This is a genomic window from Pantoea sp. C1E2 (genome assembly GCF_056491465.1).
Map to the genome: position 1 here is coordinate 702,481 of NZ_JBSZHT010000004.1, position 18,707 is coordinate 721,187.

At 57.6% G+C, this 18,707-nt stretch carries 15 protein-coding genes; 9 read left to right on the forward strand and 6 right to left on the reverse strand.

All coding sequences use genetic code 11. The features are described from left to right. Positions 1-40: 40 nt before the first annotated feature. From ACXI0A_RS24815 to ddpX, 8 genes are read left to right on the forward strand one after another with little or no spacing between them, the layout of a single operon-like run. On the forward strand, positions 41-1,321 hold the full coding sequence (locus tag ACXI0A_RS24815; RefSeq protein ID WP_476146370.1) for a M20/M25/M40 family metallo-hydrolase: 1,281 nt from the start codon (positions 41-43) through the stop codon (positions 1,319-1,321). Positions 1,322-1,342: 21 nt separating this feature from the next. Beyond that, a complete protein-coding gene (locus ACXI0A_RS24820; RefSeq protein ID WP_476146368.1) occupies positions 1,343-2,941 on the forward strand; it encodes an ABC transporter substrate-binding protein in 1,599 nt (532 codons plus the stop codon). Between the two features lie 9 nt (positions 2,942-2,950). Further along, on the forward strand, positions 2,951-3,898 hold the full coding sequence (locus tag ACXI0A_RS24825; RefSeq protein WP_084932348.1) for an ABC transporter permease: 948 nt from the start codon (positions 2,951-2,953) through the stop codon (positions 3,896-3,898). Next, positions 3,891-4,718, forward strand: a complete 828-nt coding sequence (locus ACXI0A_RS24830; RefSeq protein ID WP_476146366.1) for an ABC transporter permease subunit — start codon at positions 3,891-3,893, stop codon at positions 4,716-4,718. Before ACXI0A_RS24825 ends, ACXI0A_RS24830 begins: the two co-directional genes overlap by 8 nt. Further along, positions 4,718-6,355: a nickel ABC transporter ATP-binding protein NikE gene (gene nikE, locus ACXI0A_RS24835; protein ID WP_476146364.1), complete on the forward strand. Its 1,638-nt coding sequence runs from the start codon at positions 4,718-4,720 to the stop codon at positions 6,353-6,355. Before ACXI0A_RS24830 ends, nikE begins: the two co-directional genes overlap by 1 nt. A gap of 10 nt (positions 6,356-6,365) precedes the next feature. Continuing rightward, a complete protein-coding gene (locus tag ACXI0A_RS24840; RefSeq protein ID WP_476146362.1) occupies positions 6,366-7,592 on the forward strand; it encodes a M20/M25/M40 family metallo-hydrolase in 1,227 nt (408 codons plus the stop codon). After that, a complete protein-coding gene (locus tag ACXI0A_RS24845; RefSeq protein ID WP_476146361.1) occupies positions 7,592-8,704 on the forward strand; it encodes a M24 family metallopeptidase in 1,113 nt (370 codons plus the stop codon). Before ACXI0A_RS24840 ends, ACXI0A_RS24845 begins: the two co-directional genes overlap by 1 nt. Positions 8,705-8,719: 15 nt before the next feature. Beyond that, positions 8,720-9,280 carry a D-alanyl-D-alanine dipeptidase gene (gene ddpX, locus ACXI0A_RS24850; protein ID WP_476146359.1) on the forward strand — a complete coding sequence of 187 codons (561 nt, stop codon included), beginning with the start codon at positions 8,720-8,722 and terminating at the stop codon, positions 9,278-9,280. Between the two features lie 3 nt (positions 9,281-9,283). On the opposite strand, the gene ACXI0A_RS24855 is transcribed toward ddpX, so the two are convergent. Then, complete coding sequence (locus tag ACXI0A_RS24855) at positions 9,284-10,768, reverse strand: MFS transporter (protein WP_476146357.1); 1,485 nt, start codon at positions 10,766-10,768, stop codon at positions 9,284-9,286. A gap of 117 nt (positions 10,769-10,885) precedes the next feature. Here ACXI0A_RS24855 and ACXI0A_RS24860 point away from each other — a divergent pair, with 117 nt between their 5' ends. After that, positions 10,886-11,890 carry a helix-turn-helix domain-containing protein gene (locus ACXI0A_RS24860; protein ID WP_476147139.1) on the forward strand — a complete coding sequence of 335 codons (1,005 nt, stop codon included), beginning with the start codon at positions 10,886-10,888 and terminating at the stop codon, positions 11,888-11,890. 7 nt (positions 11,891-11,897) lie between these two features. Here ACXI0A_RS24860 and fhuB read toward each other — a convergent pair whose 3' ends face one another. The 5 genes from fhuB to ACXI0A_RS24885 all read right to left on the reverse strand — a co-directional run bounded on the left by fhuB (position 11,898) and on the right by ACXI0A_RS24885 (position 18,663). Next, complete coding sequence (gene fhuB / locus ACXI0A_RS24865; protein WP_476146355.1) at positions 11,898-13,817, reverse strand: Fe(3+)-hydroxamate ABC transporter permease FhuB; 1,920 nt, start codon at positions 13,815-13,817, stop codon at positions 11,898-11,900. Further along, positions 13,814-14,698, reverse strand: a complete 885-nt coding sequence (locus ACXI0A_RS24870; protein ID WP_476146353.1) for an ABC transporter substrate-binding protein — start codon at positions 14,696-14,698, stop codon at positions 13,814-13,816. The genes fhuB and ACXI0A_RS24870 overlap by 4 nt, the downstream gene beginning before the upstream one ends. Then, positions 14,698-17,046: a TonB-dependent siderophore receptor gene (locus ACXI0A_RS24875; RefSeq protein WP_476146351.1), complete on the reverse strand. Its 2,349-nt coding sequence runs from the start codon at positions 17,044-17,046 to the stop codon at positions 14,698-14,700. The genes ACXI0A_RS24870 and ACXI0A_RS24875 overlap by 1 nt, the downstream gene beginning before the upstream one ends. A 79-nt stretch (positions 17,047-17,125) precedes the next feature. Beyond that, positions 17,126-18,163 carry a FecR domain-containing protein gene (locus tag ACXI0A_RS24880; RefSeq protein ID WP_476146349.1) on the reverse strand — a complete coding sequence of 346 codons (1,038 nt, stop codon included), beginning with the start codon at positions 18,161-18,163 and terminating at the stop codon, positions 17,126-17,128. Continuing rightward, positions 18,160-18,663, reverse strand: coding sequence for a sigma-70 family RNA polymerase sigma factor (locus ACXI0A_RS24885; protein ID WP_476146347.1), 504 nt, complete (start codon positions 18,661-18,663; stop codon positions 18,160-18,162). The genes ACXI0A_RS24880 and ACXI0A_RS24885 overlap by 4 nt, the downstream gene beginning before the upstream one ends. Positions 18,664-18,707: the final 44 nt, after the last annotated feature.

Consider the following 18,707-nt stretch of genomic DNA (forward strand, 5'->3'; position numbering starts at 1 on the left):
TATCTATAAACTATATAGAAATACAACAGACGAAAATCCTATGTTGCAAAATTCTTGCCTTAACAGCGCGTTAGCGAAAATTGCGGATGACAATGCACAGATTACTGACGATATGCAGCGCATGCTGGCAGTGGATACCTGCTTCCCTCCGGGCAATGGCTATGCGCAGTTTGCCGACCTGATGACGCACCTGTTGGCGCCAATGAATTTCAGTTTCCAGCGTGTTTCGGTGCCGGAAAATCTGTGGCAAGCGCCAGATGGCAGTGCGCACGGTGAGCGGGTGAATCTGCTGGCGACCCTAAACAGCGGTGCGGCAGAAAACTGCAATCTCTACTTCCACACCGATACCGTGCCAGCGGGTGATGGCTGGCGTTTTCCACCGCTGGCGTTGACAGTAGCGGAAGACAAACTGTTTGGCCGTGGCGCAGCGGATATGAAAGGGACGATTGTGGCGGCGATGGCCGCGATTCGCGCAGCGCAGGCCTGCAATCTGCCGTTGCGTTTCAATCCGGTCTTCCTGCTGTGTACCGATGAAGAGGGCGGGCTCTATCCCGGTATTCGCTATCTGGCTGAGCAACAGCTTTTCGCAGGGCATCTGTTGAGCTTCAACGGTGGCGCAGTGCCGCGCATCTGGGCGGGCTGCTTTGGCAGTATCGATCTCAAAATCATTATCACCGGGCGCTCTGCGCATTCCGGCGATCCGCTGCACGGCATGAACGCCATTGAAGCCGCGCTGCCGCTGATGAACGCGCTCTATCAGCTCAAAGGCGAAGTCGAACAGCGCAAATCCGCGATGCCTGCACCGCCGCATTACCAGGATAAACCGCTGACTTCACTGTTGACGCTGGCCGCCGCTAACGGTGGTAGCAAAGGCTCGACCATCCCCGAACGCTTTGAGCTGCTGATCAATCGCCGTTATGCCCCGGAAGAGGCGTTTGACGACGTGTGGCAGGAACTGAACCACTGTATTAGCCACGCCATGCACAACAGCCCTGCGCTTGATGTCACGGTGCAAATGATTGGTCACCTGGCCCCGGTGGCTAATCCTGATGGTCCGCACTGGCCACGCTGGCAGGCCGCGTTGAGCCAGGGCTTTGGCTTCCACCGTGACGAATTCAAACCCTGGGGATCGTCAACCAGTTCAGATATGGGCTGGGTTCAGCAAGCCGGGATTCAGGAAATTTTACTGGGCGGTTTAGCCCGCCCCGATAACCGCATTCATGCCGCCGATGAGTTCACAACGATGGCAGATGTCATAGCACTTTCGCAGTCCATTCTGGCGTATCTCGCCGATGAGTTTCAGCCAACCCAGGGTATTTAACAAACTAACGAGGAAGAGAAGATGTGCGCGATGAAAGGGTTAAACCGCAGACAGTTTATCACCAGCTCTACCGCTCTGACCGGCGCGGCGATGCTGCCCTGGTCGTTCTCGGCCCATGCCGCAGCGGTGGCGAGCGCGACGCCGGGCGGCACGCCACGTAAAGGCGGCGTATTACGTATCAGTGTCGATCAGGCCGTCAGCGTGCTGAATCCGCATCAGGTGCGCGTCAACCCGGAATATCTGGTGGCGGAGCTTCTGTACAGCGGGCTGACGCGACTGACGCAGGAGATGAAAGCGGAAGCAGATTTAGCCCAATCCTGGCAGGCGAGTGCCGATCTCAAGCAGTGGACTTTCACCCTGCGCCCGAACCTGAAGTTCAGTGACGGCAGCAAATTGACCTCGGCAGATGTGGTCGCCAGTTTGCAGGCGCTGCTCGATCCGAAAAATGCCTCACCTGCGCTGCATAACATCGGGCCGATCAAAGCCGTGAGCGCCAAAGATGCCAACACCGTGCTGATTGAAACCGATGCCCCTTACGCTGATTTGCCGGTGATGCTGGCCTACCCAGACGCTAAAATCATTCCCGCCAACATTGCACAAGGTCAGTACGACAAGCTCACCAAAGCCTCGCTCGGTGCCGGTCCGTTCCAGCTGGTCTCTTACGATCCCGAACGCAAAATTGTGGTGAAGCGCAACCCGCACTACTACGATCCGGCGCGTCCGTATCTGGATGGCGTGGAAGTGGTGGTGTATCCCGATGGCATCGCGGAAAGCTCGGCGCTGATCTCCGGCGATACCGACTTGATGCTCAGCGCGCAGTCGAGTGAGTTTGCCCGTCTTTCTAAATCGTCTGGCGTGTTGCCGCTGCGCGTGGCGTCGGGTCAGTTCCTGAATGTGAACATGGGCTGCGATCAGAAGCCATTTAACGATGTGCGCGTGCGGCAGGCGCTGGCGCTGTGCGTGGATCGTCAGGCGTCAGTTGATTTTGTGGCGGATGGCCTGGGTTCAGCGGGCAACGATACGCCGATCAATGCTGCTTATCCGTACTTCGCCAATCTGGCAAAAAAAGCGTTGGATTACAGCAAAGCCAAAGCATTACTGGCAGATGCAGGTTATCCCAACGGCCTCGATTTGACGCTGATTGCTTCAGACAAACCCGCCACCCGCACCCAGTTGGGGATCGCGCTGCGTGAAATGGCGAAGCAGGGCGGTTTCCGCATCAACGTGCAGACCATGGCGCACAGCACCTATCTCGATCAGGTGTGGAAGAAAGGCAATTTCTACGTCGGCTTCTACAACATGCAACCGACGCCGGATGCGGTGTTCTCACTGCTGTACACCTCGACCGCATCATGGAACGAGACCCGCTGGAACAACGCCGATTTTGATAGCGCGGTCAACGCTGCCCGTGAAACCAACGATGATGCCCAGCGCACCACCCTGTACGGCAAAGCGCAGCAGCTGATGCATGATGAGGTTCCCTCGCTGATCCCGACCTTCTTCGATCTGCTGGCTGCCAGCCGCGATTACGTCGGCGGCTATCACCTGCATCCGCGCGGCGCAGTATTCCGTCTCGACCATACCTGGCTGAGCGAAAAAGCGCCCAAGCGCGCGGTTTAAGGAGCGACTGTGACAGCGAGTTATCTGCTTAAACGCCTGCTGCTGATGATCTACACCCTGCTGGTGGTGTCATTGCTGGTCTTTGGTATCACCCAGCTGTTACCGGCGGATGCTGCTGTCACCTTGCTGGGCCAAAACGCCACGCCGGAGGCACTTGCCGCGGTGCGTGAACGGCTGGGACTGGATGCGCCTGCATGGTTGCAGTACTGGCACTGGTTAAGTCAGGCACTGCAGGGCAATTTTGGCGTGTCGATGCGTAACGGTCTTGAAGTGGGGCCCACGCTGCTGACGGCACTGTCGCGCTCGTTGCTGCTGGCGGTGTGTGCGCTACTGCTGATGTTGGTGATTGCCATCCCGCTGGGTATTTGGGCGGCGGTACGACGCGGCAAAACCGCCGATGTGCTGGTCAGCGTCATCTCCTATATCGGCATCTCTTTCCCCGAGTTTGTCACTGCCACGCTGGTGCTGCTGCTGTTTGCCGATGTCTGGCAGATTCTGCCCGCCACCGGTTATGTGCCGCTGAGTGAAAACTTCATCAGCGGTGTGCAACACCTGATTCTGCCGTCGATAACCGTGGCGCTGATTCTGGTGGCACATGTCTCGCGCATGGTGCGCTCGGAAATGGTCGATGTACTGCACACCGACTACATCCGCGCCGCCTGGCTGAAAGGGCTATCGCGCCGCCGCATTCTCTGGCGTCACGCGCTGCGCAATGGCCTGCTGCCGACCATCACCATTGTGGCGCTGGATGTCGGCTACTTGCTCGGCGGTATTGTGGTGGTCGAGGAGATTTTCGCCATTCCCGGCATTGGACGTGAACTGATTGTCGCCGTTCAGGCGCGCGATCTGCCTACCATTCAGGCTGGCGTGATGATTCTCGCCGCGACCTATTCGGTGGTGAACTTCCTCGCCGATTTGGCCTATGTGGTTCTGGATAAGCGGATTTCTTATGCCTGATATTTTAAAACGTTTACTGCGTTCACCGCAGGGCGCGGTCGGGGTGCTGATTATCCTGTTGTCGCTGCTGATGGTGGTGGGTGGCGCGCATGTCGCGCCCTTTGATCCCGAGTCGATCTCGATTCTGACACGTTACAAACCGCCGAGTGCTGAGCACTGGTTTGGCACCGATCAGATGGGGCGCGATATCTTCAGCCGGGTGATGGTCGGTGCACGATCCACCATCATGTTGTCACTGCTGGCAACAGCGCTAGCCATGGTGATGGGCTCAGTGCTGGGCACCGCAAGCGCCTATCTGGGCGGCAAGATAGACGAATTTATGATGCGCACCATGGATGCGGTGATGGCGATCCCCAGCCTGCTGTTTGCCTTGCTGATTGTCAGCACCCTGGGTCAGAGCAGCATGAATGCGGTGCTGGCAATCACCATCGCGTTTGTGCCGGGCATGGTGCGAATCTCTCGCAGCGTGGCGTTGGCAGCGCGGCAGCAGGATTACATCAATGCAGCGATTGCACGCGGTGAAGCCGGACACTACATCATACTGCGCGAGATGCTGCCGAATATCCTGGCACCGATCATCGTTGAAGCCACTATCCGCGTGGCCTTTGCCATCATGCTGTTTGCCACCCTGAGCTTCCTCGGTTTGGGCGCACAACCGCCCGAACCTGAGTGGGGGCTGATGGTCTCCGAGGCGCGCACCTATTTCTTCACCGCGCCGTGGATGATGATGATTCCTGGTCTGGCGATAGCGCTGGTGGCGATTGGTTTTAACTTGCTGGGTGACGGTCTGCGTGACGTGCTTAACCCAAGGAGCCACTGATGCGTGACAACCTTGCACCGGTGCTGTCGGTGGAAAATTACAGCCTTGATTACGCGTTACAAAACGGCGAATCACTGCCAGTACTGCGCGATATCACCTTAGAGGTGATGCCCGGTGAAGTGCTGGGTTTAGTCGGGGAATCCGGTTCCGGTAAGACCACCCTCGGCTGGGCGATCATGCGCTGGCTGGCCAATAATGCGCAGGAGAAGTGGGGCGACATCCGTCTCAACGGTGACAGCCTGCTGACCTTGCCTGCGCCGAAACTGATGGCCTTGCGCGGCGCGAAGCTGGGGATGATTTTTCAGGATCCAAGCGCCTCACTTAATCCTACCCTCACGCTGGGCGAGCAGGTGACAGAAGTGCTGCGGCGTCATCGCGGCTTGAATGCCCGTGAAGCGCAAGAGCTGGGCGAGTCGCTGTTACATGACGTCGAGCTTAAGCATCCGGCGCGCATGATGCGCCGCTATCCGCATCAGGTTTCTGGTGGTGAGAAGCAGCGCATTTTGATTGCCACCGCATTTGCCTGTCAGCCGGACTGCATGATCTTCGATGAACCGACCACCGCGCTGGATGTGATTAGCTCTGCGCAGATTCTCGATCTTTATGAACGTCTGCGAGAAGAGACGGGGGTGGCCTCGCTGTATATTTCGCATGATCTGGCGCTAGTGGCGAAAGTCGCTGACCGGGTCTGCGTGCTGGAGCAAGGGCGCATCGTGGAGCAGGCCGATACGCATAGCCTGTTTAGCGCACCGCAAAACAACTATACCCGCAAGCTGATTAACGCTGTGCCAAACCCACAGCAGCGTCTGGTACAGGATGCTGCGGGTTCACAGCCTTTGCTGACGCTGGACAACCTCACCATCGATTACGGCCATCAAGGCTTTGTCGATCGCTTGCTCAAGCGTGAAGCCAATACCACGCGAGCGGCCAATGCGGTTTCGCTCACCGTGCATCAGGGTGAAATCCTCGGTGTGGTCGGTGAGTCGGGCTCGGGAAAATCTTCACTGGGCAAGGCGATCACCGGACTGGTGCCGTTTAGCGGTGCAATCGACTTCTGCGGCTATGCGCTGCAAGGCCGGGCGCAAATGGATAAAGAGTATCGTCGCCGGGTGCAGATGATCTTTCAGCATCCGGACGCATCACTGAATCCGCGCATGACCATCGGCGAAATCATCGCGCGTCCGCTGCGTTTATACGGTTTGCCGCCGGGGGAAACCGAAGCGCAAGCGGTCGCTCGTTTATTAGAGGAAGTGCGACTTCCGGCTGAATTCGCCTCGCGCTATCCGCACGCACTCTCTGGCGGCCAGAAGCAGCGCGTCGCCATTGCACGAGCGTTCGCGAATCCCCCGGATTTAGTGATTTGTGATGAGATCACCGCCGCGCTGGATGTGTCGGTGCAGGCCACCATTATTGAACTGCTGCTGGAGCTGCGTCGGCGCTATGGCACCGCCTATCTGTTTATCACCCACGATCTCAACCTGATACGCCAAATCGCCCATCGCGTGGCGGTGATGTATCGCGGTGATGTGGTGGAAGTGTTGCCCGGCGAGAACATGAGCGCGTTAGCTCAGCATCCCTATACCCGTGCACTGCTTGAGGCGGTGCATGTACCCGACTTATCCCAATCCGTTGCATAACGAGAACCGCATGAACCCTGAACAACTGATCCATCATATTGATCGCGAGTTTTGCCTCTCCTTTCTGGCAAAAATGGTGCAGCACAAGAGCTATAGCTCCACCGATGGCGAGCGAGAGTTAGCCCGTTATATGGCTGAACAGATGACGCAGCTGGGCCTGGAAACCGAGCTGCAAAAGGTGCCCGGCGATCGCCTTAATGCCATTGGCCGCCTGGCGGGCAGCGGCGGCGGCAACAGCCTGCTGTTCAATGGTCATCTGGACACCAATCCGGTGACCGAAGGCTGGACGGTGGATCCCTGGGCGGGAAAAATAGATGACCAGTTCATTTATGGCATTGGCGTCTCGAACATGAAGGCGGGTGATGCGGCCTATTTTTGTGCGCTGAAAACCCTGATTGATGCCGGGGTGAAACTGAAAGGCGATGTGATTCTGACTTACGTGGTGGGTGAACTGCAGGGCGGTATTGGCACGCTGGCGGCGATTGAGCAGGGGGTGCGTGCTGACTACTTTATCAATGCAGAGCCGACCGATCTGCAGGCGCTGACTATGCATGCGGGATCGCTAATGTTCACTATTGAACTCACCGGTGATACGCGCCATCTGTCGAAACGCGAAGAGGCGGTGGACGCGATCAACGCCGCCGTCGAGCTGATTCCGCAGATTAATGGCATGGTGTTCAGCGGTGCAAAAACGGAAGAGCATCTCAAAATCAACCGCGGTCATATCGGCACCGTGCACGGCGCGCTGGGACGCGATCTGGAAGAGTGGCGCCCGCCACAGGTTGCCGACTTTGTTCGCCTGAAGGGTTCAGCCCGCTTTGCGCCGGGTCAAACCGTTGAAGGCGTGTTGGCGGATATACAGGCGCTGCTGGATACGCTGTGCCAGCGCTTCCCGGGCCTGAAAGCCGAACTGTTCGATGACGGCATTCGCGATAAGCCAACCATGCTGCCATTCGAAGTGTCTCCGGAGTCGCCAATTGTCAAAGCGGTGAATCGTGGCTGGAAAACCGTGCGCGGCACCGAACAGCCCACTGGCGTCATTACGCCGCCGGCATTCTTTGGCACCGATGCCGCGCATCTGTATCAGCATGCGGGCATGGAAGGCATCGTTTGCGGCCCTGGCGGCAAGTACAACACCATGCCGGATGAGCGCGTCGAGATAACCGAATTTCTCGATATGGTGCGCATCTATCTGCTCGCGATTCTGGAGATCTGCCAGCCGGTCGAGGGCGCTTAATGAACGCTGCCGCGCTGAGCCGCCTGCGCGCCGAGATGCAGCAGGCTCATGTTGATGTGATGATCATCGATCATGGTGAACTGCTGGCCTGGCTGACCGGTTATACCGTGTCAGAAACCTTGTACCGTGCTTGTCTGGTGCCGCTTAATGGCGATCCCTGGATGGTGCTGCGCCAGTTGGATGAAGCACCGTGCCGTGCGCAATCGCCTGTGCTGGCGGTAGAAAGCTATCGCGACGATCAGGACCCGTGGTCTGCGGTGGCGCACAGTCTGGTTCGACGCAGCTTTCAACGGGCGCGGTTGGGCGCGGATTACACCTCTTATGGCATGACGGTGCACAGTTGGCAGCAGCTGTCGCGCCATTTGCCGGACGTGCAGTGGTGCGATTTAACCGGTGTGAGCGATCGGCTGCGCAGCGTGAAATTCCCGGCGGAGCTGGAGGCGTTGCGTCAGGCCTCCGCCATTGCGGATAGCACGCTGGAAAAGATCGGCAAAGCCGTGCTGGGCGGATGGCGCGTGCGCGATGTCGCTGCGCTGGCAGCGGGCGAGTTTTTGCGCTTGGGCGCGGATACTGGAGAAACCGGGCCGATTGTGATTGCCAACGGCGACAATGGTTTTCTGCATGCCAGCGGCCACGAGCAGCGTTTACAGCGTGGCGATGTGCTGCACGTTGAGCTGATCCCCAAAGTAAAGCATTACAGCGCGCGCCTGATGCGTCCGTTTATTGTGGGCGAAACCTCCGCCCAGCGCGCTGAACTGGCGCAGCAGTTAATCGCGATTCAGGATGAACAATTCAAAGCCATGAAGCCTGGCGTTAGCGCGCGGGAAGTGGATGCGATTGTACGCGATGGGTTATTGCGCCATGGACTCCGCGCCGATTACCCCAACATCACCGGCTATGCGCTGGGGTTGTATACGCGCACGCCGCGCCCGAGTGACTTTTCCTGTAGCTTCCATGCTAAAGCGGAGTGGTTACTGGAAGAGGATATGGTGTTCCATATGTATACTTCCGCGCAAAGTCTGGCGTTCAGCGAAACCGTACGCGTAACGCCGCAGGGCGCAGAGCGGCTGACAATGCTGCCGCGCCAGCTATTATCATTGCCGGAACATTGATCAACAGGATGAAGGATGACGCAGGACATTTTACTCACTGATTTAGCCGCTACCTTTCCGACGTTGGCTTTTGACCTTAAATACGCCACGGCCGATAACATTACCGGCTACGCCATTTATCGTGAAGCGCGGGCCCTGCTGCATCCAGCAGCGGCGCGCGCGCTGCAAAAAAGTATTGAGGTCGCCCGATTGGCCGGCTTCACTTTACTGATTTTTGATGCATATCGCCCGCAGCAGGCGCAGTGGCATCTGTGGGATGCCTGTCCGGATGCCGACTATGTGGTACCGCCCGCCACGGGCTCGAATCACAGCCGTGGCGTGGCGATTGACCTTACGTTACTGGATGACGTGGGTAACGTGCTGAATATGGGCACTGCGTTCGATGCGATGGAAGATCTGTCACATCCGTTTCATCCCGATGTGCCGCAGCAGGCGCAGCGCCATCGCTTGACGCTCAACGCCATCATGCTGGCAGGTGGTTTTGTCGGCATGCCAACCGAGTGGTGGCATTTTGAGTTACCGGATGCACAGCGTTATCCATTACTGGAGGACCGCTTCGGCTGCGTAACGCGATAACCATCAATCTCGCCCACAAGAATTGACTGTCCGCTCAGCCACGTTGCGCCTTTTAGGCTTAAACAGCAGATAACTCGCCAGTGCCAGACTGCCCACGCCCAACGCGCCATAGGTCAGTACTGCGGAAAAACTATCAGCCAGCACTTGCGAGGCGATATCGCGGCTTAGTGAAACCTCAGCGCCAGCCGCTATCCGCTCTGCCATCGCAACCACATCGCTGGAGGCAGGGAGCCGTTGCCGCAAACTGGCGGCGATCCCGGCTACCAGCAGGCTGCCCATCAAGGCGATGTTGATCGCCAGCGTGATTAAACGTGCACTGATATCAATCCCGGAGGCCATGCCCACCCGATTGGCGGCTACGGACCCGGTGGTGGTGTTGGTGACCGGCGTATTGGTGAGTCCCAGCGCCGCTCCTGCCAACAAGGCGCCGGGCACCAAACTTAATTGATATGTAATGGCCAGCTTCATCAGCACGAATCCCAATCCAATCGAAAATAATCCGAGTGGAATGACGCGAGCAGCACCCAATCGCAGCACCAGTTTTTCCCCTATCGGCGGCATCAATAAGGTGGGCAAGGTATAGGCAAGGAGGGCGATGCCGGTCTCCATACTGCTGAATCCAAGCCCGCTCTGGTAATAAACCGGCAGGTAGATCATCAGCGGCCAGAAGCTGAAGTTCATGCCAATCGAACCCATCAAAGCCCCCGAAAAGGTGCGAATGCGGAACGCCGTAAAATCAAACATCGGATGAGGATGGCGCTTCTCCGTGCGGATAAACACCACCGCGCTGATCAGGATCGCCAGCATGATTAGCCGGGCTTCAAGACTGCGCCAACCGATGCTGCCACCCTGGGTGATGAGATAGGTCACGCCGACCACGCAAAGGGTGAGTGTGATCAACCCAACCAGATCGAGTTTGTTGCCCTGGCTATGGTGGGACTCATCCACATTTTTCAGCGCCAGCACGAATGTCAGTAGCGCGATAAAGCCGTGCACCAGAAACACCCATTGCCAGCTTAAAACCGCCACCAGCAACCCGCCGATGATTGGACCGAAACCGAGGCCAAAGCCAAAGGTTATCCCCCATGCGGCAAAGGCCTGGCTGCGGGGTTTTCCCTGCGGGAACTGGTGCGACAGGATGGCGATCAAGCAGGTTAACATCGCGCCGCCGCTCAGCCCCTGCAGGAAACGTCCGACGATCAGCCAGAACGCACTCCCGGCCAACCCGCAGATAATCGACGTCAGGCCAAAGCCAATAATGCTGATGAGAAAGATGCGTTTGCGGCCGTAGTTATCTGCCAGCGTACCGGTTGCCATCAAAACGGCGGAGCAGGCAAGTGTATAGGCATTCATGACCCATTGCAGATCGCGAAAATTCGCCTGCATCTCCTGTTCCAGTACCGGCAAAATCACCGGCACGCTGGAGATTTCCAGCCCCGACATCAACGCGGCTAAGCATACCGCCATCAGCGCCAACATATTCTTCATCCTGAATTCCTGCGTAACGTTAAGAGCGTGCCAGCATGGAAGATTGACGCAACGGTGGAAATCCATGCCGATGCCAGATATCGTCAAGATCGTGCCAACATCATGGACAAGGCTTACATGCAAATTACCTCTTCTCTCCGTTCCCATTCTGCTGCGCCGAAAAACCGGCGGCTGGTGCTTCTGGCATATGAATGCCTCTGTACATTCGAGTTCGGTATTGCCGTTGAGGCCTTTGGTCGCGCAGATGAAGTGCTTGGCCATCCACTGTATGAGTTGAGCGTGGCGTCGGTGGAAGAGGGCGTGTTTGGTGCGCAGGGCGGTGTTCGGTTGGTGGTGGATGGCGGACTTGAGTTACTGGAAGATGCCGGAACCATCGTCATCCCGGGCTGGCGCAGCGTGACGGCACCGGCCTCTGATGCGTTAATCGCGGCGTTACAAAGAGCCCATGAAAATGGCGCGCGGATCGTCTCGATCTGCGCCGGAAGCTTTGTGCTCGGCGAAACGGGGCTGTTAAACGGAAAACGTGCCACCGCCCACTGGAATAGCACCGAGATCCTCGCCGAAAGATTTCCGCAGGTGCAGGTGGAACACGGCATGATCTACGTTGATGAGGGCAGCATCATCACCTCAGCGGGCGGTGCGGCTGGTGTCGATTTATGTTTGCATCTGATTCGACGCGATTACGGCATCGATGTCGCCAATCGCACCGCGCGCAGAATGGTGACGCCGCCGCTACGCGAGGGCAGCCAGGCGCAGTTGATCCAACAACCTGTTCCACAGCGCCGCAGCAATAGCCTCGCACCTTTGCTGGATGATTTGCGCAGCAATCTGAACGCGCCGTTGGTGATCGAGCAGTTGGCGCGGCAAGTGGGCATGAGCCGACGTACCTTTATTCGTCGCTTTCATGATGCCACCGGCACTTCGCCCGGAGAATGGTTGCTCGGCATTCGGCTGGAAAAGGCCTGCGCGATGCTGGAAAATAACGGGCTCAGTATTGATCAGGTCGCCGAACAAGCGGGTTTTGGTTCTCCTGAAGCGCTGCGCCATCACTTCAGACAGCGATTTAACACCACGCCGACAAAATGGCGCAAGGCGTTCAATGAGCGAGTGGTGATGGGGTGAGTTTTGTTCAGCCTGAGGTTCTCCGCAGCTGCCATAAAAACCATGGCGCACCGATAAATGCGGTTAACAGCCCGGCGGAGATTGGCCACGGCCAGGCGATATTACGCCCTAACCAGTCGGCTAACACCATTAACAATCCCCCCATCAACGCGGCGGCACACAGCTGATGACGTAATAGATTGGCCCCCAATGCTCTGGCGCATTGCGGTGCCAGCAATCCGATAAAACTCAGCGGGCCGACCAGCAGCGTACCGGCTGCGGTGAGCAGGGCCGTCAGCAGCAGGATTAACAAATTCGTGCGGCGCAAGGCGATGCCCAATGACTGTGCGGTCTGCTGCCCTAATCCCAATAACGTTAACCAGCGTTGCATCATCAACGCCAGCGGACACAACACCATCGCGGCAACCATCGCCCCGATGGCCATGCTTGCATCAATGTTGGCTGTCGAGCCGGTACTCCAGTTCAGCAGCATCAGGGCACGCGGGTCGCCACTCATCATCAATATCATATTCAGCGCGCTGGCGAGGCTGGTGAGGCTCAAACCAATCAGCACCATTTTCTGCGGGTTAAACCCACTGCGTGCGCCAAACAAAAACAGCAACAGCATGGCGAGCAGGCTGCCGACCACCGCAGCGGGCAACATAAAAGTCAGAGGTAAGGAGGTGAACAAGACGGTTAATAGCACCGCCAGGGCCGCGCCGCTGCTGATGCCGGTCAGCTCCGGGCTTGCCATCACGTTGCCGGTTAAGCGTTGAATCAATACGCCCGCACACGCCAGCATCATCCCTGCACAGAGTGCACCGCTGATTCTCGGCCAGCGCCAGACCAGCAACTGCGAGGTAATCGCGCCTGGCGGCGCACGGTTGATCCAGAGTGACGCAGGCAGAACCAGCAGCAAAAGCAGCAACAGGATGCCCAGTTGATGAGTGTTGAAACGCGGTGTGGCGCTGACCCGCGTTTGCCCGGTCGGCAGATGCGTGGCGCGTTGCCGCATCAGCAGCATTAATAACAACGGGGCGCTTAACAGTGCCGTCACGGCGCCTGATGGAATGTCGCCCGCCGCTGGGGAGAATCGCAGTGCGAGCTGATCGACCATTAGCAGTAAGGTTGCACCGGTGAGCATGCTGGCGATCAGCTGTTTTGGGAAGCGGCGCAGGCCGCAAGCTTTAACCATCGCCGGGGCAGCCAGCCCGATGAAACTGATAATCCCCACCTGGCTGGTGATCATCGCACTCAGAAATACCGCTACGCCCAGCGCCATAAAGCGCACCTGAACGGTGGCCAGGCCCAACGCACGGGCATTTTGCTCGGATAATCCCAGCACCGTCAGCGGCCTGACCAGCAACAGGCTGGCGATCAATGCGCAAGCCAGCGTCACCGCCAGCACCAGACTGCTGCTCCAGCCACTCTGCGTCAGTGTCCCGGCTTGCCAGCTAAACAGATCGCTGAGGTAATCGTGGTTGAACAGCACCAATAGCGTGTTCAGCGCGTTGCCGTACAGGCTGAGAACCATGCCAACCAGAATCACGCTCAGTGGCGCGAATCGGCGACCCGCGGTGAGCGTCATCAGGATCAAAATGGCGACCATCGATCCGATCAGCCCCAACAGTGGCAAGCCGATGACCAACAGGCCCGGCGCGAAAAGCAACGCGGCGGACATCGCCAAATTAGCACCGGCAGCCACGCCGAGCGTTCCCGGTTCGGCCAGTGGATTTTGCAGCACCTGCTGAAACAACAAACCGGCTAACGCCAGGCCCGCACCGCACAGCAGGCTGACAGCGATGCGCGGCAGAAAGCTTTGATCAACCAGCAGCGATGATAGTGAGACGGGGTAGCGTGCCAGCAGCGTGGTGTAATTGACGGTGACCAGCGTCAATGCCGCAATCAAAGCGGCGCACAGCAGCACCATGGCGCTTATCGGTTTCATGATGCGGTTTCCAGCACGCGAGTGATATCGTCCGCCAGCCCAAGCGCCGTCGCTAGGCTACCAAACGGGAAGAAATGATCCAGACGGGTGACACGCCCTTGCGCCACCATCGGCAAGTGTTGCCATAGACCATTCGGCTGTCTGGCGCGCATCAAACGTGTCATCGCTGTCGGTAACTCGGTATAGAAAAGCCAGTCGCACGGCAGATCGGCCAGTTCCTCAATGCGCACTCGCGCGACGTGCGCAGCATTCACTGATTTTTGCCAGGCGTTTATCAAACCGAGCTGGCGTAAAACGGCATCGGCAAGACTGCCGGTGCCGTAAAGCGTTGCGTACTTGCCATCCTGATCCAGCACCATTACCAGCACGCGCTTGTGTTGAGGGTTAATCAGGCGCTGGCGATAAGTGTTCATTGCCGTATCGACCTGTTGCAGCCACTGTGTCGCGCGGGAGGTAACTTTCAGACGCGCGCCCAGTTGCTGGGCCCAGTCATGCAGGGTTTGCCATAAATCACCAGACGTCGCAAACGCTGTGACGGTTTCCACCGGGGCGATGGTCGCCATTTTGGTCATGACGGCGGCGGGGAGTGCATCGCTGATAATCAATGCGGGGCGCAGGGCCGCGAGCATTTCCAGATTAGGCTCCCAGAAAGGCCCAATATCCTGCACGCTGTCAGGCAACAGCGGGCGCGGAATGCGTTGGCGAAAATAGTGGCTATCGGAAATCGCCAGCGGCGTGACGCCCAGGCTCAGCAGCGTTTCCGCTGCCGCCCAGTTGATCGCCACAATACGGTGGCGATCGGGAATGACCTGGCCCGCACGTGCTGCGATGGGCAGCACGACGAGCATTTTCAGGCAGGTACGACGACTGATGTTGAACATCAGAAGTTCAGCTTCAGCGAGCCTATAAAGGTGCGTTCCTGGCCAGGATAGCAGCTGGTATCACCATCACAGGTGCCGACATAGTGATGGTCAAACAGGTTTTGTACGTTGAATCCGACCTGAATGTTTTTGTTCACCTGATATTTCACGCCCGCATCGACCAGGGTGAAGTTCTTAACCGGAATGGTGTTGGCGTTGTCGCCATACATGCTGCCGATATAGCGCACGCCAGTGCTCAGCATCAGCCCATCGAACATGCCCTGATGGAAGCCATAGTTCAGCCATGCCGATGCCATGTTTTTCGGCACGTTAGCCTGCTGCTTACCCTGATCGCCATTGTTGCTTTTGCTGATCTCGGCATCGGTGTAGGTGTAGGAAGCCAGTACATCGAGGTTGGCGTTGAGCTGGGCCTGAGTTTGCCACTCGATGCCGCGTGAGCGCACTTCACCTGATGCCACCTGATAACCGGTGGCGAGGCCATCGACGATTTCATTGGTGAGCACGTTGGATTTGGTGATATCAAACGCGGCCAGTGTCATGAGCAGATTGCTGTCCGGCTGATATTTCAATCCAATCTCATACTGGTGCGCCTTGCTTGGGTCGAAGGTGCGGTTCTGACTGTCTGTGCCGCTGTTGGGCACGAATGACTCGGCGTAGCTGATGTACGGCGCCAGTCCGTTGCCGGCCAGATAAGTTAATCCCGCGCGCCCCGTCCAGGCATCTTTGTCCACCCATGAGCTGCTGCCACTGAGGTTGTTCTGCGTGCGCATGCTGATATCGTCATGACGACCGCCGAGCGTCACCAGCCATTGATCGGTCAGATGAATTTGATCCTGCATGTACACACCCAACTGGGCGGTGGTTTGATCGTTGTTATTTACTGCGTTGGTGGGATCGGCAATATCCAGACCGTAAGCCGGATTGGTGATGCTGAGTGAAGGCGCAACGGCGCTGAAGCGCTTAGCGTTGGCATCCAGCCAGCTATAATCCACCCCGGCCAGTAGTGTATGTGCAACAGATGCCGTGTTGAAATCCATCTGCAACTGGTTATCGATGTTGAAGGCTTTCATATGCTCATCAAAACGAATGGCGTTGCGTGACACGGTGTTAGTGGTGAAGTCCGGATCGCCCGGCAGCAGGTTGTTCAAAATGGTATCAGTCTGGCCATAGCGCAGGTTCTGACGGAATTTGATGCCTTCTGAGAGCTGCTGGCTGAACTCATAGCCAACGCTGTATTGCTCCTGGCGGAAGCGGTTGTAACTGTAATCGCCCAGCAGGGTGTCGGTGGTTTTGTTGCCTGGATTGGTCAACACGGCCACGGTGCCGCCGGAGGTGTCACGCAGATAATCAGCACGCAGCGTCAGGCTGGTATCGGCGGAGGGCAACCAGGTTAAGGTGGGGGCGAGGTAGAGGCGATTATCTTCAACATGCGGGCCATCGCGATACTGGAATTGGGTATCGCTATCACGTGCCAGACCGACCACCCGATACAGCCACTGACCTTCATCATCGAGTTTATCGCTCATATCAAACTGCGCCTGACGGCGGTTGAAATTCCCCAACTGGACTTCCACTTCATGCACACCGCGCGCGTCAGGCATTTTGCTGACGCGGTTCACAATGCCGCCTGCATCGCCAAGACCAAAAAGCGTAGAGGAAGGACCGCGCACAATATCAATACGCTCCAGCGCGTAAGGCTCGGTGCGGAAATAGCTATAGCTGTTGTTGAGTTGGCGCAGACCATCGCGGTAATCGTTGGTGGTCAGGGCGTTAAAGCCACGGATGTAAATCCAGTCATAACCTTTAGGATCGACGCCATAGGTTTCAGTCTTCACTCCCGGCACATAGCGCAACGCTTCGGTGACGCTTTGGACATTCTGGCGGTCCAATTGCTGACGCGTGATCACCGAGACCGACTGTGGCACTTCCAGTAGCGGCGTATCGGTTTTGGTGGCGCTGATGGTTTGTTGCGGCACGGTGGAAGCGCCACTCAGGGTTTTCGTTACCGTCAGCGTCTCTTCGCCAGCTGCCGAGGGCGTGACGGAGACGGTGTCACCGTTCTGCGTCCACTCCAGTCCGCTTCCCGCCAACAGTTGACCCAGCGCACTATCCAGCGTCATCGAGCCTTTCACCGCCGGTGCGGTTTTATTGGCGAGGGATGCCGGTGCGGCAATCAGCTGCACGTTAGCCTGTCTGGCTAACTGGTTGAGTGAGGTCGCCAGTGGCTGCGAGGGCAGTGACAGTGGCAGCGTAGCCGCGGCGAAAACGCCGGAGGCGGGAAATGCCACCGCCAGCGCGACGGCAATGTGCGAAGGTCGAAACGCACGTGAAACATAAAAACCAGCCATTCAGGATCCCCAGAGTTAAGATGAATAATAATCATTCTCTTCTGAAGACGAAGCGCGGGGTAAAACCCTGACGTCGATTTTAATTATTTTTTAACGTCATGCCGGTGGTGACCACAGTGGATTGATTTTTAATGTTTTTTATTTTTACCGGCAGGACGCGAGGCAATGCGTTAGCAAAGCTATCCACCCGATCGGTATCAAAACTGCCGCTGATGCGCAGTGCGGCAACAGCTGGGGAATTGAGTTTGAGCGAAACATCGCCGTAACGAGCGAACTCTGCCAGTGCCATATCCAGCCGCGTGTCATCCAGCACGATGCGGTCGTCACGCCAGGCGGCGATGCTGTCTGCGGGCAGCGTCGAGCGTGAAATCAATCGTCCCTGGGCATCGGTCAGCGATCGTTCCGAGGCGTGCAGCACACTGATATGCCGCTGTGCTTGTGGAATGTGTAGATGCTGCATTGCGCGCCACCAGCGGTTCTCCCAGTTGCCGCGTGGACCGACGCGCACAGCGCCTGAGCTCACGGCGACATCACTGCCTTCGCCACTCATGGTATGCGGCAGGTAACGGACCCGGAATTCGGTGCCTACCACCGTCACACGTGTTGGGCCGCTGAGCACCTCAAACGGCTGGCTCGGGTTGTGCGTGACCTGGAAGAAGACTTGCCCCTGCGGCATCTCCACTTCCCGGCGATTGGCAAAGTAGCGCACGTTGAGCTGGGTACCGGCATCCAGCGACAGTGTGGTGCCGTCGGGAAGTCGCACGGTGCGCATCTCGCCACGTCCGGTGTGCCAGCTTGCGCTGTAAATCGGCGGGGCGAAGGTGTTACGCAGCGGGATGTAGAGCACGGCTGCCAGTAACAGCAGCGCACAGGTCGCGGCAACCGGGCGCCAAACATTGCGGCGCGTTGGCGCGGGGCGCAGATGCGCAACGGCAGCAGCAGGAATAGCTGACGTCTGTTGCCACAGCCCGCCTAAATCCTCGTATTCTGCCCGATGGGCGGGCGTTTGCAGCCAGCGTTCGAAAGCCTGCTGCTCCTCTCGCGTCATGCCCTCTTGCTCACGGAGTAGCCAGTGGATAGCCTGTTCGGCAATTGTCTGCTCATCATGTCGCGTCATCGTACCTTCCCTGTCGATTGTTCGTCACGCCAGCTGTCGCGGCTGGCACGACAGGCCAGCATGGCGCGAATGATGTGTTTTTCCACCATGTTGGTTGAAATTCCCATGCTCGCGGCCACTTCGCTTTGCGACTGCCCCTCAATGCGATGACGGATAAAAGCCTCCCGGCAGCGCGGCGGCAGGGTCTCAATGGCAGCCACAATGTGGTCGATATATTGTTGGTTCTCAAGGCGATTGTCCGGTTGCTCGTAACCGGGTGCCAGTAACTCGTCGGTGTCAGTATCTTGCGAGGGATCATACTGTTTCTGCAGGCGATAGCGGTCGACCAAAAGATTTCTGGCGATATGGTAAAGCAATCCGCGGTGCGAGGAAATCTGTTCCGGTGCAGCCAGCGCACGGCTGAATGTTTCCTGGGTCAGTTCCTCCGCGAGGTGTTTATCCCGCAGTTTACCGCTCAAAAAGCGGAACAGTTCCGTGTAGTAACGCTCAAACGCTGACAAGATGGATTCCCAACAACCGCACAGTGGTACATGCATGAAAGAGT

Excerpts from the sequence above, each read along its gene's own strand:
- ACXI0A_RS24815 (WP_476146370.1), top strand. The coding sequence starts at position 41 with ATGTTGCAAAATTCTTGCCTTAACAGCGCGTTAGCGAAAATTGCGGAT.
- ACXI0A_RS24820 (WP_476146368.1), top strand. The coding sequence starts at position 1,343 with ATGTGCGCGATGAAAGGGTTAAACCGCAGACAGTTTATCACCAGCTCT.
- ACXI0A_RS24830 (WP_476146366.1), top strand. The coding sequence starts at position 3,891 with ATGCCTGATATTTTAAAACGTTTACTGCGTTCACCGCAGGGCGCGGTC.
- nikE (WP_476146364.1), top strand. The coding sequence starts at position 4,718 with ATGCGTGACAACCTTGCACCGGTGCTGTCGGTGGAAAATTACAGCCTT.
- ACXI0A_RS24840 (WP_476146362.1), top strand. The coding sequence starts at position 6,366 with ATGAACCCTGAACAACTGATCCATCATATTGATCGCGAGTTTTGCCTC.
- ACXI0A_RS24845 (WP_476146361.1), top strand. The coding sequence starts at position 7,592 with ATGAACGCTGCCGCGCTGAGCCGCCTGCGCGCCGAGATGCAGCAGGCT.
- ddpX (WP_476146359.1), top strand. The coding sequence starts at position 8,720 with ATGACGCAGGACATTTTACTCACTGATTTAGCCGCTACCTTTCCGACG.
- ACXI0A_RS24855 (WP_476146357.1), bottom strand. The coding sequence starts at position 10,768 with ATGAAGAATATGTTGGCGCTGATGGCGGTATGCTTAGCCGCGTTGATG.
- ACXI0A_RS24860 (WP_476147139.1), top strand. The coding sequence starts at position 10,886 with ATGCAAATTACCTCTTCTCTCCGTTCCCATTCTGCTGCGCCGAAAAAC.
- fhuB (WP_476146355.1), bottom strand. The coding sequence starts at position 13,817 with ATGAAACCGATAAGCGCCATGGTGCTGCTGTGCGCCGCTTTGATTGCG.
- ACXI0A_RS24870 (WP_476146353.1), bottom strand. The coding sequence starts at position 14,698 with ATGTTCAACATCAGTCGTCGTACCTGCCTGAAAATGCTCGTCGTGCTG.
- ACXI0A_RS24875 (WP_476146351.1), bottom strand. The coding sequence starts at position 17,046 with ATGGCTGGTTTTTATGTTTCACGTGCGTTTCGACCTTCGCACATTGCC.
- ACXI0A_RS24880 (WP_476146349.1), bottom strand. The coding sequence starts at position 18,163 with ATGACGCGACATGATGAGCAGACAATTGCCGAACAGGCTATCCACTGG.